The organism is Curtobacterium sp. MCBD17_008, from assembly GCF_003234475.1.
In the GTDB taxonomy this organism is placed as follows: Bacteria; Actinomycetota; Actinomycetes; order Actinomycetales; family Microbacteriaceae; genus Curtobacterium.
In genome coordinates, this window is the sequence record NZ_QKTK01000001.1 from 215,685 (window position 1) to 228,236 (window position 12,552).

Annotated in this window: 12 protein-coding genes; 6 read left to right on the top strand and 6 right to left on the bottom strand. The window is 72.8% G+C overall.

Features of this window, described 5'->3' with window-relative positions; genetic code table 11:
• Position 1 precedes the first annotated feature (1 nt).
• From nadC to DEI95_RS01080, 4 genes are read right to left on the bottom strand one after another with little or no spacing between them, the layout of a single operon-like run.
• A complete protein-coding gene (gene nadC, locus DEI95_RS01065; RefSeq protein ID WP_111059094.1) occupies positions 2-961 on the bottom strand; it encodes a carboxylating nicotinate-nucleotide diphosphorylase in 960 nt (319 codons plus the stop codon).
• The gene (locus tag DEI95_RS01070) at positions 958-2,628 is read right to left on the bottom strand and encodes an L-aspartate oxidase (RefSeq protein WP_111059095.1); all 1,671 of its coding nucleotides are present in this window, start codon (positions 2,626-2,628) and stop codon (positions 958-960) included. The genes nadC and DEI95_RS01070 overlap by 4 nt, the downstream gene beginning before the upstream one ends.
• Positions 2,628-3,932, bottom strand: a complete 1,305-nt coding sequence (gene nadA / locus DEI95_RS01075) for a quinolinate synthase NadA (protein WP_111059096.1) — start codon at positions 3,930-3,932, stop codon at positions 2,628-2,630. Before nadA ends, DEI95_RS01070 begins: the two co-directional genes overlap by 1 nt.
• A complete protein-coding gene (locus DEI95_RS01080) occupies positions 3,929-4,624 on the bottom strand; it encodes an NUDIX domain-containing protein (protein ID WP_111059097.1) in 696 nt (231 codons plus the stop codon). The genes nadA and DEI95_RS01080 overlap by 4 nt, the downstream gene beginning before the upstream one ends.
• A gap of 130 nt (positions 4,625-4,754) precedes the next feature.
• On the opposite strand from DEI95_RS01080, the gene DEI95_RS01085 reads away from it, so the two are divergent.
• The 3 genes from DEI95_RS01085 to DEI95_RS01095 all read left to right on the top strand — a co-directional run bounded on the left by DEI95_RS01085 (position 4,755) and on the right by DEI95_RS01095 (position 8,008).
• Positions 4,755-5,039 carry an acylphosphatase gene (locus tag DEI95_RS01085; protein WP_111059098.1) on the top strand — a complete coding sequence of 95 codons (285 nt, stop codon included), beginning with the start codon at positions 4,755-4,757 and terminating at the stop codon, positions 5,037-5,039.
• Between the two features lie 121 nt (positions 5,040-5,160).
• On the top strand, positions 5,161-6,639 hold the full coding sequence (locus DEI95_RS01090; protein ID WP_111059099.1) for a DHA2 family efflux MFS transporter permease subunit: 1,479 nt from the start codon (positions 5,161-5,163) through the stop codon (positions 6,637-6,639).
• Between the two features lie 121 nt (positions 6,640-6,760).
• Positions 6,761-8,008, top strand: coding sequence for a D-arabinono-1,4-lactone oxidase (locus DEI95_RS01095; RefSeq protein WP_111059100.1), 1,248 nt, complete (start codon positions 6,761-6,763; stop codon positions 8,006-8,008).
• An 83-nt stretch (positions 8,009-8,091) separates the two neighbouring features.
• On the opposite strand, the gene DEI95_RS01100 is transcribed toward DEI95_RS01095, so the two are convergent.
• Positions 8,092-8,589: a 2'-5' RNA ligase family protein gene (locus DEI95_RS01100; RefSeq protein ID WP_111059101.1), complete on the bottom strand. Its 498-nt coding sequence runs from the start codon at positions 8,587-8,589 to the stop codon at positions 8,092-8,094.
• Positions 8,590-8,756: 167 nt separating this feature from the next.
• Here DEI95_RS01100 and DEI95_RS01105 point away from each other — a divergent pair, with 167 nt between their 5' ends.
• Genes DEI95_RS01105 through DEI95_RS01115 form a run of 3 tightly spaced genes read left to right on the top strand, consistent with a single transcriptional unit; the run spans position 8,757 to position 11,424 of the window.
• A complete protein-coding gene (locus DEI95_RS01105) occupies positions 8,757-9,719 on the top strand; it encodes a MetQ/NlpA family ABC transporter substrate-binding protein (RefSeq protein ID WP_111059102.1) in 963 nt (320 codons plus the stop codon).
• A complete protein-coding gene (locus DEI95_RS01110; protein WP_110824692.1) occupies positions 9,719-10,756 on the top strand; it encodes a methionine ABC transporter ATP-binding protein in 1,038 nt (345 codons plus the stop codon). Before DEI95_RS01105 ends, DEI95_RS01110 begins: the two co-directional genes overlap by 1 nt.
• Positions 10,753-11,424 (top strand): methionine ABC transporter permease, encoded by a 672-nt coding sequence (locus tag DEI95_RS01115; RefSeq protein ID WP_110824693.1) that lies wholly within the window; start codon positions 10,753-10,755, stop codon positions 11,422-11,424. Before DEI95_RS01110 ends, DEI95_RS01115 begins: the two co-directional genes overlap by 4 nt.
• A gap of 274 nt (positions 11,425-11,698) precedes the next feature.
• Here DEI95_RS01115 and DEI95_RS01120 read toward each other — a convergent pair whose 3' ends face one another.
• Entirely contained in the window at positions 11,699-12,475 is a 777-nt protein-coding gene (locus DEI95_RS01120; RefSeq protein WP_110824694.1) for an endonuclease/exonuclease/phosphatase family protein, read from the bottom strand.
• Positions 12,476-12,552: the final 77 nt, after the last annotated feature.

The following is a 12,552-nucleotide window of genomic DNA, read 5'->3' on the forward strand; positions in this document are numbered from 1 at the left end:
GTCAGACCGGGCGGACGTCGACGTCGAGCCCGAGGTCGAGCGCCCGCGCCGAGTGCGTGAGGGCGCCGACGGACACGAGGTCGACCCCGGTCGCGGCGATCGCGGCCACCGTGTCGAGCGAGACCCCGCCCGACGCCTCGACGAGCGCGCGGCCCGCCACGAGGGCCACGCCCTCCTCGAGCATCGGCACGGTGAAGTTGTCGAGCATGACTGTGTCGACGCCCGCGGCGACGACGGGTTCGATCTGGTCGATGCGGTCCACCTCGACCTCGAGGTGCACGGTGTGCCCGAGACGCCGTCGTGCGGCCCGGATCGCGTCGCCGATGTCCGTGCCGCCGGCCAGGAGCACCGCGAGGTGGTTGTCCTTCGCCAGGACCGCGTCCGACAGTGACGTCCGGTGGTTGTGGCCGCCACCGCAGCGCACCGCGTGTCGTTCGAGCGCGCGGAGACCGGGCGTGGTCTTCCGGGTGTCGACGACCCGGGTACCGGTCCCGGCGACGGCGGCGACGTACTGCGCGGTGAGGGTCGCGATCCCGGACATGCGCTGCACGAGGTTGAGGGCGACCCGCTCGGCACGGAGCACGGACCGGGCCGACCCGGTCACGCTCGCGATGACGTCCCCCGCGGCGAAGACGTCCCCGTCGCGGAGTGCCACGGACACGGCGAGGTCGGGGTCGACGGCATGCATCACGGCGACGAACACCTCGCCGCCGGCGAGCACGCCGGGCTCGCGCGCCGCGAGGGTCGCGGCCGCGGTCGCCGTCGCGGGGATGAGGGTCTCGCTCGTGACGTCACCCCACGGCGCGTCCTCCTCGAGCGCGGTGTCGATCACCCGCCGGAGCACGTGCGGCGGGACCGTGCCGGGGTCGGTGTCGGCGGGCACGGCCGGGGCGGTGGGAGCGGCCTGGGCGGTGGGAGCGGCCTGGGCGGTGGGAGCGGCCTGGGCGGTGGGAGCGGTCATGCGAGTGCCTCCTGCAGGGCGGTGGGCGCGGCGTCGGACGGGCCGGCCGGTCGTGCCCGGACCCATGCGGTCGTCATCGGCGCGGTCGGGTCGGTGTCGGGGTGGTCGGTCCGGGCGTGGGCACCGCGGGACTCGGTCCGGGCCTCGGCGGCGAGCGCCGTCACCCGGGCGAGGTCGAGCAGCGCCCGGTCCTCGGCACGGCGCACGGTCGTCGGCAGCGGCGCCGGCACCGCGGCGAGCACCCGCCGGCCCTCCGCCAACCCGGCGGCGTCGCGCAGCAGGCCGACGTGCTCGGTCATCACGGACTGGACCGCGTCGCGGACGGCGGTGTCGGTGCCGACCCGGCCCGGGCCTCCCGGCCGGTCGCCGCCCGACAGACGCACGCCGTCCACCGGACGGGAGGCCCGCCTGCCGTCCAGCGGATCGGCCACGACGGTCGGCAGGAGCGTCGCGTCGCCGCGGAGCCGCGGCCGGTCGGGGCGCGGGGACCCGAGTGCGTCGGCGGCGCGGACCGCGAACACCAGGCCCTCGAGCAGCGAGTTCGAGGCGAGGCGGTTGGCCCCGTGCACGCCGGTGCAGGCGACCTCCCCGACGGCGCAGAGCCCGGGCAGGCTGGTGCGGCCCTCGGTGTCGGTCGCGACACCGCCCATGGCGTAGTGCGCGGCGGGCGCGACCGGGACGCCCTCCCGGGTCCAGTCGACGCCGGCCGCCCGCGTGGCCCGGGTGAGGCCGGGGAACCTGGCGAGCAGGAACGCGGGGTCGAGCCCGGTCGCGTCGAGGAGCACGGGGCGCCCGCCCTGGGCACGCATGGCGCTCGCGATCCCCCGCGCGACGACGTCCCGCGGCGCGAGCTCGGCGTCCGGGTGCACGTCGCGCATGAAGCGGTGCCCGCGCTCGTCCCGCAGGACGGCTCCCTCACCGCGGACGGCCTCGGAGACCAGCCCACCGCCGGGCACGGCGAGACGCGTCGGGTGGAACTGGACGAACTCGAGGTCGGCGAGCACGGCGCCGGCCCGCCAGGCCGCGGCAGCACCGTCCCCGGTGGCGACGAGCGGGTTGGTCGTCTCGCGGTACAGGTGGCCGGCTCCCCCGGAGGCGAGCAGCACCGCGTCCGCGTCGATCCGCCGCGGTTCGCCGAGCAGGTCGAGGACGTCGACGCCGACGACCTGTCCGTGGCGGACGACGAGGTCGGTGAGGCACGTCCGCTCGAGGATGGTGACGTGCCGCCGGTGCAGGGCGGCGACGAGGGTCCGTTCGACCGCGGCCCCGGTCGCGTCCCCGCCCGCGTGCAGGATGCGCCAGCGCCCGTGGGCGGCCTCGCGCCCCCGCGCCAGGTCGTCGCCGTACCGGTCGAGTGCGGCCGGGTCGGTCGTCCGGTCGAACGGCACCCCGAGGGCGAGCAGGTCGCGCACGCGGGCCGGACCGTCGGTGCAGAGGACGTCGACGGCGCGGGCGTCCGCCGTGCGCGCGGCCGCGACGTGCGTGTCGTGCTGGTGGAGGGCGGCGGTGTCGTCGGCCCCCAGGGCGACCGCGATGCCACCCTGCGCGGACGCCGTGGCGCCGTCGGTCAGGGTGCCCTTCGTGACGAGGGTGACGTCGTGCTCGGTGCTCGCGCGGATCGCGGCGGTCAGGCCGGCGATCCCCGACCCGACGACGACGACGTGCATCAGGCCCGGGTCCCCAGCGGGCGGGGCTTCGCGGCGAGCATGCGTTCCAGTGCGACCTTCGCGTCGACCTGGACGTCGGCGGGGACCACGATCTCGTTGAGCACGACACCGTCCACGAGCGCCTCGAGCACCCACGCCAGGTAGCCGGGGTGGATGCGGTACATGGTCGAGCACGGGCACACCACCGGGTCCAGGCACGTGATCGTGTGCTGCGGGTACTCGGCGGCGAGCCGGTTGACCATGTTGACCTCGGTGCCGATCGCGAACGACGTCGGCTCGGTGGCCGCGGCGACGGTCTTCCGGATGAGGTCGGTGCTGCCGGCGACGTCCGCGGCGTCGACCACGGCCATCGGGCACTCCGGGTGCACGATCACGCGCACGTCGGGGTCCTCGCGCCGGGCCTGCTCGATCTGGTCGACCGTGAAGCGGCGGTGGACGGAGCAGAACCCGTGCCACAGGACCACCTGGGCGTCGAGCAGCTCGGCGGCGGTGTTGCCGCCCCCGGCCAGGCGCGGGTTCCACATCGGCATCCGGTCGGTGCTGATCCCCATCGCCTTCGCGGTGTTCCGGCCCAGGTGCTGGTCGGGGAAGAACAGCACGCGCTGCCCCCGCTCGAACGCCCACTCGAGCACCGTCGCTGCGTTCGACGACGTGCACACGATCCCGCCGTTCCGACCGCAGAACGCCTTGAGGTCCGCGGCGGAGTTCATGTACGTGACCGGGATGACCGGGACACGGCCGTCGGCGTCGGGCTCGGAGCCGTACAGCGCGGTCAGCTCCGCCCAGGCGGCCTCGACGCTGTCGATGTCGGCCATGTCCGCCATCGAGCACCCGGCGGCCAGGTTCGGCAGGATGACGCGCTGGTCGTCCCGCGCCAGGATGTCCGCCGTCTCGGCCATGAAGTGCACACCGCAGAACACGATGGCCTCGGCGTCGGGCTTGGTCAGGGCGGCGTTCGCGAGCTGGAACGAGTCGCCGAGGAAGTCCGCGTGGCGCACGACCTCGTCCCGCTGGTAGAAGTGCCCGAGGACGACCACCCGGTCGCCGAGGGTCGCCTTCGCCCGCTCGATCCGCTCGTGCAGCTCCTCGTCGGGCGCGTGCTTGTACTCGTCCGGCAGCACACCCTGGCGGGGCGCCGTCGTCGGGATGACGTCGGACATCGACGACCCGGGGCCGTACCCGGGCACGGCGTCGAAGTCCCAGGTGGGAGCGGCGAGGTCGGGCGTGCAGGTGGTGCCGGCCGCCCGGCCGTTCGAGATCAGTTCGATGGTGGTCGCGATGGACACGGTTCCGTCCCCGTTCATTGCGCGGTGGTGGGTCGGGTCGTCAGCGGGCCGTTGTCCGCGTACGACAGGTCGGGGTTCGAGCGGTACAGGCGGGCCGGTCGGTGCCGGTCGCCGCTCGTGGTCTCGTCGGTGGGCAGGACCGCGTTGCTCTGCGCGACCTGCCGCCGGAAGTTCGCCGGGTCGAGCGTCCGGCCGAGCACGGCCTCGTAGACACCGCGGAGCTCGGCGAGGGTGAACCGGTCGCCGAGGAACGCCTGCGCGATCCGCGAGTACGACACCTTGTTCCGGAGCCGCCAGAGGGCGTACTCCACGATGCGGTCGTGGTCGAACGCGAGCGGCGGGTGCTCGTCGGCGAGGAACCACCGCACGTTCCAGTCGTCGGGAACGACGTTCGCCTCGTCCGGGTGCACGAGCGCCCAGTAGACGACCGACACCACCCGGCTCGGGGAGCGGCCGACGTCCCCGAACGCGTAGAGCTGCTCGAGGTACCGCGGCTGCACCTTCGTCGTCTCGCGGAGGCGCGCGGCCGCGGAGTCGTCGAGGCCCTCGTCCGCGCCCACCCATCCGCCCGGCAGCGCCCACGAGCCCTCGTGCGGTTCGGTCACGCGGCGGACGAGCGGCATCCAGAGTGCGGGGACGCCGGTGTCGGGATGTGGGCGGAGCGCCACGATGACGGTCGAGACGGCGACGCGGATCCCGGGCTCGGACATCGCGATGCCCCCTCTTGTTCAGGTCCTACTGACCCGATCTGTTCGGGTACTGATGACCGTATCACGAGGGTCACCGCACCGGAACGTAGCCGGAACGTTGGCGAAACACACCCCGCCTAGCATCGGCCGCATGGGCAGCACGACCACGAGGAAGCACGCCGTCGTCAGTGGCACGGTGCAGGGCGTCGGGTTCCGGTGGTGGACCGCGCGGAAGGCCGACGGACTCGAACTCGCCGGGTACGCCCGGAACCTGTTCGACGGCACCGTCGAAGTCGAGGCCGAGGGCCCCGCACCCGCGGTCGCCGCGCTGGTCGTCATGCTCCGCTCCGGCCCGCCCTCGGCGAGCGTCACCGACGTGGCCGTGCGGGAGGTCGCGCCGCACGGCGACGAGGACGGCTTCCGCATCCTGCACTGACCGTCCACACGCCGTTCCACCCGACGTTCCCCGGCTCGGGAATGATCGGGACCCGTCAGTGCTTCCAGCCTCGGTACCCGTCCGTCCGGGTGCGCCACACCACGATCCTCCAGGAGCCCCCTTGACCCAGGCCGTCGACTCCGCGCCCCGTACCGGGAGCCTCGAAGCCCCCTCCCCCGCCGGCACCCGACTCGTGATCGGGCTGCTGCTCGTCTCCGCGTTCGTCGTCATCCTCAACGAGACGATCATGGGTGTGGCGCTGCCGCGGCTCATGGACGACCTCGGCATCAGCGCCGCCACCGGCCAGTGGCTCACCACCGGCTTCCTCCTGACGATGGCCGTGGTCATCCCGGTCACCGGCTACCTGCTGCAGCGGTTCGACACCCGCCCGGTGTTCGTCTGGGCGATGAGCCTGTTCTCCGCGGGCACCCTCGTCGCGCTGCTCGCGCAGGGCTTCACGATGCTGCTCGTCGGGCGCATCGTGCAGGCCAGCGGCACGGCGATCATGATGCCGCTGCTCATGACCACCGTCCTCACCCTCATCGAGCCCGCGCACCGCGGCCGCGTGATGGGCAACATCTCCATCGTCATCTCGGTCGCCCCGGCGATCGGGCCGACGATCTCCGGCCTCATCCTCAACGCCTTCTCGTGGCGCTGGCTGTTCGGCTTCGTGCTCCCGATCGCGCTCGCCGCGCTCGTGCTCGGCATGATCAAGGTGCGCAACGTCTCGACACCCCGCAAGTCGGCCATCGACGTGGCCTCGGTCATCCTGTCGGCCTTCGCGTTCGGCGGGATCGTCTACGGCCTGTCGAGCATCGGCGAGAGCGGCACCACCGGCCCGGCGCTGCCGATCACCTCGCTCGTCGTCGGGTTCGCAGCCCTCGCGGTGTTCATCGTCCGCCAGACCCGACTGCAGCGTCGCGACGCCGCCCTCCTCGACCTCCGCACCTTCAGCACGAAGGGCTTCACGATCCCGATCGTCGCGATGGCGATCAGCTTCATGGCGATGTTCGGCACGCTCATCCTGCTGCCGATCTACCTGGAGCGCGTGCTCGGTCTCGAGGTCCTCAGCGTCGGCCTGCTGCTGCTCCCGGGTGGGCTGCTCATGGGCCTGCTGTCCCCGATCGTCGGTCGCATCTACGACCGTCGCGGACCGCGCGTCCTGCTCGTCCCGGGCTCCGTCATCATCAGCGCCGTGCTCTGGGCGCTCTCGACCGTCACGGCGGACACCAGCGTCTGGTTCGTGCTCGGTGCCCACGTCGTGCTGAGCCTCGGCCTCGCGCTCACCTTCACGCCGCTGTTCACCTCGGCGCTCGGCGGACTCCCGCCGCGGCTGTACTCGCACGGCAGCGCAGTGCTCGGCACCGCCCAGCAGCTCGCGGGCGCCGCGGGCACGGCACTGTTCGTCACGCTCCTCACGATCGGGGCCACCAGCGCGGCCACGAGCGGTGACGCCGCGGACACGGCGACGGCCACCGCGTCCGGAGTGCACCTGGCCTTCCTGGTCGGCGCCGTGATCTCCCTGTTCGGGATCGTCGCCTCGTCGATGGTCCGGAAGCCCGTCACCCCCGAGGGCGCCCCGGCACCCGTCATGCACTGACGCTCCCGACCGCACACGAGGCGCACCACGCGCCCCGGCACGCACATCGCGCCCCGTCCCGACGGGGCGCGATGTGCGTCCGGGGGCGCGATGCCGGGTCACGCCGTGGCATCGTGGGCGCATGCGGTCGACGACGAGCGAGCTGAACTGGTCCGGCACGGTCACCTACACGGCCGAGCGCGTCGTCCGGCCGACCTCGCTGGACGACGTCGCCGACCTCGTCGCCCGGAGCCCGCGCGTCCACGGGATCGGCACACGGCACTCGTTCAACGACGTCGCGGACACCCCCGGCGTCCTGCTCGACCTCACCGCCGTGCCCACCGACCTCGTCGTCGCCGAGGACCGCCGCACGGCCACCATGGGAGCCGGCACCCGGTACGGCGTCGTCGCACCCGACCTCGACGCCGCCGGCGTCGCCCTGCACAACGAGGGCTCGCTGCCGCACATCTCGCTCGGCGGTGCGGTCGCGACCGGGACGCACGGCTCCGGCACCGCGCTCGGGTCGCTCAGCACCGCGGTCGCCGCCCTCGAGGTCGTCGGACCGCACGGCACCACGAGCACGATCCGCCGCGGTGACCCGGCGATGCAGGGCGCCGCGATCCACCTCGGCCTGCTCGGCATCGTCACGCGGGTCATCGTCGACGTGCAGCCCTCGTACCGGATGCGGCAGGACACGTACGGCCCGATCGCCTGGGACACCTTCACGGCCGGTGCCGCCGAGGTCTTCGCCGCCGGGTACTCGGTCTGCGCGTACACGGTGTTCGGCGACACCGTCTCCGAGGTGCTCGTGAAGTCCCGCGTGCCGGACGGTGCCGACGACGTCGCGGTCCCCGCCGACCTCCTCGGTGCCCCACGTCTGCCGGGTGCCCCGGGCGACGGCCACCACACGGCGCGGGACGGCTCGGTCGGGCCGTGGTGGGACCGCCTGCCGCACTTCCCGATCGACGCCGTGCCCTCCGTCGGGTCCGAGGTGCAGAGCGAACACTTCGTCCCGCTCCGGCACGCCGCCGCCGCGCTCGACGCCCTGCGGGGGCTGGCCCACCGGATCCAGCCGCACCTGCACGTGTCGGAGCTCCGCACCATGGCCGCGGACGACCTCTGGCTCAGCCCGACACAGGGCGAGGACGTGCTCTGCATCGCGTTCACCTGGAAGAAGCACCCCGCGGAGGTCGCCGCCCTGCTGCCCGACCTGGAGGCGCGACTCGCCGCGTTCGGCGGTCGCCCGCACTGGGGGAAGATGAGCTCCCTCGACGCCACGGCGGTCGCGGCGCTGTACCCACGACTGCCGGACTTCCGCGCCCTGGTCGCGACCCGCGACCCGGACCGGAAGTTCGCGTCCGCGTTCGGTGAGCGGGTGCTCGGGACCTGAGCCGGGCCTCCCGGGAGGGCCGTGGCGCGACCGGTGCGTCGGCCGCGGCGACCTGACGGAGCGCCTGCGACCGGTCGCAGGCGTCAGCCGACGGTGGTGACCGTCTTCGTCTCCCCGTCCCAGTGACGCACCCCGGCGACGCCGAGCTCCTCGGGGAGCGGCACGGCCGCGAGCACCTCGAGCATCCGGGGCAGGTCGACGTCCCGCGGGTGCCGGGCGAGCGTCAGGTGCGGTGCCCACCGGCCGGGCAGCGAGGTGTCGACGCCACCGGGGGCCACGCGGTGCACCGCCTCGTGGAAGGCGGCGAGCGCGCGGTCGACCACGACGCCGACCCCGAGCACGTGCCGACCGGGGCCGGCCGGGAAGAGCAGGAGCCCGGCGGGGCGCACGGTCGACGGCAGCGCCACGTCGAAGCCGGGCGGCACGGGCAGGGTGTCCCCGGCCGCGAGCGTGACGTGCGGCGTGTTCGTCGCCGAGGTGTGGCGGCCCATGCTCGGCAGGTCGGCGTCGACCAGCGCATCCCAGAGGTCGCGCACGGCCCGCTCGGCGGCCGGGTCGAGGACGAGTTCGATGCTGCGCACACTCCGAGCCTGCCCGCCGCGGACGCCGCCCGTAACACGACGGAACGCGAATCGACCGTGTCGGCGTCGCCGTGCACACTCGTGGAGTCCCCGCCGGACGACACCGGACCGAGGACCCGACAGCACCCGTCCCTGCCACCAGGGCGACCCCCTCACGAGGAGCACCCATGACCGCCGCACCCGTCCTGCCCGACCGTCCGAAGCGCAAGCGCCCCATCGGGTGGATCGTCGCGGCCGCAGTCGTCGTCGTCGCGATCGTCGTCGCCCTCGTGGTCGTCGCCGTCCGCGGTGGCGGCTCCGAGCAGGCCGGAGCCGCCGGGTCCGGGTCCGACCGGAAGGCCCAGACCGTCACCATCGGCGTCGCGGACAAGGCGCTGCCCTACTGGAAGACCTACACGGAGCTCGCGAAGGAACGGTTGAACGTCACCGTGAAGCTGACGAACTTCGCCGACTACTCGCTGCCGAACCCCGCGCTCAAGGACGGGCAGGTCGACATCAACCAGTTCCAGCACATCCAGTACCTGGCGAACTACAACGTGACCTCGAAGGACGACCTGCAGCCGATCGGCTCCACCGCCGTCTACCCGCTCCCGCTGTACGCGACGAAGGTCGACGAGCCGTCCGACCTGCCCGAGGGCGCGAAGGTCGCCATCCCGAACGACGCCATCAACGAGGCCCGCGCCCTGCTCGTGCTGCAGGCCGCGAAGCTGCTCGAGTTGCAGGACGGCGGCAGCGCCTTCTCGACCACGGACGACATCGAGTCGGCGAAGGTCGACGTGCAGCCGCTCGACGCCTCGCAGACCGCGAACGCCCTGCAGCAGGGTTCCGTGCAGGCCGCCGTCGTCAACAACAACTTCGCGACCGCCGCCGGGCTCCCCGCGTCGGACAAGGTCTTCACCGACGACCCGACGAGCTCCTCCGCCGCCCCGTACGTGAACGTCTTCGCGGTCCGCAACGAGGACAAGACGAACAAGACGTACCTCGAACTGGCCGAGCTGTTCCAGGACGACGCCGTGCAGAAGGCGTTCAAGCAGGACTACCCGGACGCGGTCTCCCGCGACCAGGACGCCGCCGAGCTGCAGGACGAGCTCGCCACGGTCGAGCAGGACGCGAAGGCGGCAGCGGAGTAGTGGCCGCCCTCGTCGAACTCCGCGGCGTCACCAAGAGCTACCGCCGCGCCGACACCGGAGAGACCGTCACCGCGGTCGAGGGTGTCGACCTCGACGTCCACCAGGGAGAGGTCCTCGGCGTCATCGGCTACTCCGGTGCCGGCAAGTCCACCCTGGTCCGACTCGTCAACGCACTCGAGCTGCCCACCTCGGGCACGGTCACCGTCGCCGGTCAGGAACTCACCGCGATCCCCGAGCGCGACCGGCGCACCGCACGTCGCCGGATCGGGATGGTCTTCCAGCAGTTCAACCTGTTCCGCTCCCGCACGATCGCCGGCAACGTCGCGTACCCGCTCAAGGTCGCCGGCGTCGCCAAGGCCGAACGCGACCGCCGCGTCGCCGAGCTGCTCGACTTCGTCGGCCTGCTGGACCGTGCACACGCCTACCCGGAACAGCTGTCCGGCGGTCAGAAGCAGCGCGTCGGCATCGCCCGGGCCCTCGCCTCGAACCCCGAGCTGCTCCTCGCCGACGAGGCCACGAGCGCCCTCGACCCGGAGACCACGTCCGAGGTGCTCGCGCTCCTCCGCCGCGTGAACCGCGAGCTCGGCGTGACGATCATCGTCATCACGCACGAGATGGACGCCGTCCGCCGGATCGCCGACCGGGTCGCCGTGATGGAGCAGGGCCGGGTCGTCGAGGTCGGGGACGTGTACGACGTGTTCTCCGCCCCGACCACCGGCGCTGCCCAGCGCTTCGTGCGCACCGCACTCCACGACCGCCCGTCCGCCGAGACCGTCACACGGTTGCGCGAGCGCCACCCGGGACGCCTCGTGTCCGTGCGGATCACCGACGAGACCGGTCTGCAGGCGCGCATCGACCAGGCGTTCCGCGATGCCGGGGTCACCGCGGAGCTCGTGTTCGGCGGGGTCACCGAGATCCGGGAGCGCCGGATCGGGTCGCTCACCTACGAACTGGGCGGGTCCGACACCGCCACCGACCGAGCCGTGGCAGCACTGCGAGCCGGCGGCATCACCGTCGACGAGGAGGCACGCGCATGAACAACTCGTTCCAGAGCGTCATCGACACCTTCGACGTGTTCCTCGCCGCGATCCGCGACACGATCGTCATGTCCCTCGTGTCACTCGTCATCGCCGGGGTCATCGGACTCGCGCTCGGCCTGCTGCTCTACGCGACCAGACCGGGCAACCTGCTCGGCAACCGCGGCGCGTACACGGTCATCAACCTGGTCGTGAACCTGGTGCGACCGATCCCGTTCGTGATCTTCCTGGCCGCGATCGCCCCGCTCTCCCGCGTGGTCGTGCAGACGACGATCGGTGTCCCGGCGGTGACGTTCGCGATCTCGCTCGCGGCGGCGTTCGCGGTGTCGCGCATCGTCGAGCAGAACCTGCTGGCGGTCGACCCCGGCGTCGTCGAGGCGGCACGGGCCTCCGGGGCGCACCCGGTGTCGATCCTGCTGACGGTGCTCATCCCCGAGGGCCTCGGGCCGCTCATCCTCGGCTACACGTTCATCTACATCGGCATCGTCGACATGACCGCGCAGGGTGCGCTCGTCGGTGGCGGTGGCCTCGGTGAGTACGCGATCACGTACGGGTCGCAGCGGTACGACTGGTGGGTCGTCTACGTGTCCGTGGCGGCGATCGTCGTGATCGTCCAGCTCGGCCAGTTCGTCGGCAACCGGCTGGCGCGGGCGACGCTCCGCCGCTGAGCCGATTCGCTGGCCCGCCAGGTTCCGCGATTCCGGCATCTCGCGCGCCGAGATGCCGGGACCCCGGAACCTCGGCGGCACGCGCGCGGCATGTCGTGTGACCTCGGCGGGCGCTGACGCGGCCTGGAGGCCCCGCCTCCGCCACGGGACCGCCGTCGGCCCGCCAGATGGACCGGTGGGGTCGCACGATGTGCCGCCGACCGGCAGGGGCAGCGGCAGGTCGTGCGACCCCGCGCAAGGTGCGCGGCGCGTCGTTCGGCTACGCGGCGGGCGGCTACGCGGCGGGCGCGTCCTCCGCGGCCGGGGCCTCCACCGCGGCGGGCTCCTCGTAGTCCGCACGGACCAGGATCGGCCGGTGGTCGGAGATGCCCGCGGGCAGGGTCTCGACCCCGGCGATGTGCAGGCCGACACTCGTGGCGAAGTCGAAGTGGCCGGTGAACTTGCGGTAGCGCAGGTACGTCGGCTGGTCGGACAGGGACAGCGCGAAGCCGGACTCCTCGATCTTCCGGCGCAGGTTCGTCTGGAACCACGGGTAGTTGAAGTCGCCGACCATGATCGCCGGGGCCTCGCTCGACAGGTCGCGGACGAAGTCGTGCGCGGCCTCGATCTGCTTGCGGCGCAGCGAGTTCGTCGCGGTCAGGGGCGAGGCGTGGAAGGACGCGACGATGACCTCGGTGTCGGCTTCCCGGTCGTACAGGTGCATGGCGATGAGGCGCTCGTGCGCGGGTGACAGCACCCGGTCGTGCAGGGACTTCTGCAGCGAGTGGATGCCGAGGTCGCGGACGTCGAACCGGTCGTCGCGCTTGTAGATGGCGAGGCCGAGCCGGTTCGCCTGGGTGGACGCGGCGAGGGTCAGGCCGCCGACGGACGTGGCGAGGTCGGTGCTGTCGCACTCCTGCACGCAGAGCACGTCGGCCTGGGAGGACTCGGCGAGGGCCGCGAGCTCGCTGTTCGCGGTGTGCTCACGGAGGTTGTAGCTCACGACGCGCAGGGCGGTCTGCCGGACCTCGGTGGTCGAGTCTGTCGTTGCCTGTTCCTGTGGCGCCGCCATGCTGCCTTCCGTTCCGGGCCCGATCGGCCCTCTCTCCTGCGGCGGTCACGGTACTCGGACACCGCAGCAGGTTGCTG

Coding starts and splice junctions, on each gene's coding strand:
- DEI95_RS01115 (WP_110824693.1), top strand. CDS start 10,753: ATGAACAACTCGTTCCAGAGCGTCATCGACACCTTCGACGTGTTCCTC.
- DEI95_RS01105 (WP_111059102.1), top strand. CDS start 8,757: ATGACCGCCGCACCCGTCCTGCCCGACCGTCCGAAGCGCAAGCGCCCC.
- DEI95_RS01085 (WP_111059098.1), top strand. CDS start 4,755: ATGGGCAGCACGACCACGAGGAAGCACGCCGTCGTCAGTGGCACGGTG.
- DEI95_RS01120 (WP_110824694.1), bottom strand. CDS start 12,475: ATGGCGGCGCCACAGGAACAGGCAACGACAGACTCGACCACCGAGGTC.
- DEI95_RS01095 (WP_111059100.1), top strand. CDS start 6,761: ATGCGGTCGACGACGAGCGAGCTGAACTGGTCCGGCACGGTCACCTAC.
- DEI95_RS01080 (WP_111059097.1), bottom strand. CDS start 4,624: ATGTCCGAGCCCGGGATCCGCGTCGCCGTCTCGACCGTCATCGTGGCG.
- DEI95_RS01070 (WP_111059095.1), bottom strand. CDS start 2,628: ATGCACGTCGTCGTCGTCGGGTCGGGGATCGCCGGCCTGACCGCCGCG.
- nadC (WP_111059094.1), bottom strand. CDS start 961: ATGACCGCTCCCACCGCCCAGGCCGCTCCCACCGCCCAGGCCGCTCCC.
- nadA (WP_111059096.1), bottom strand. CDS start 3,932: ATGAACGGGGACGGAACCGTGTCCATCGCGACCACCATCGAACTGATC.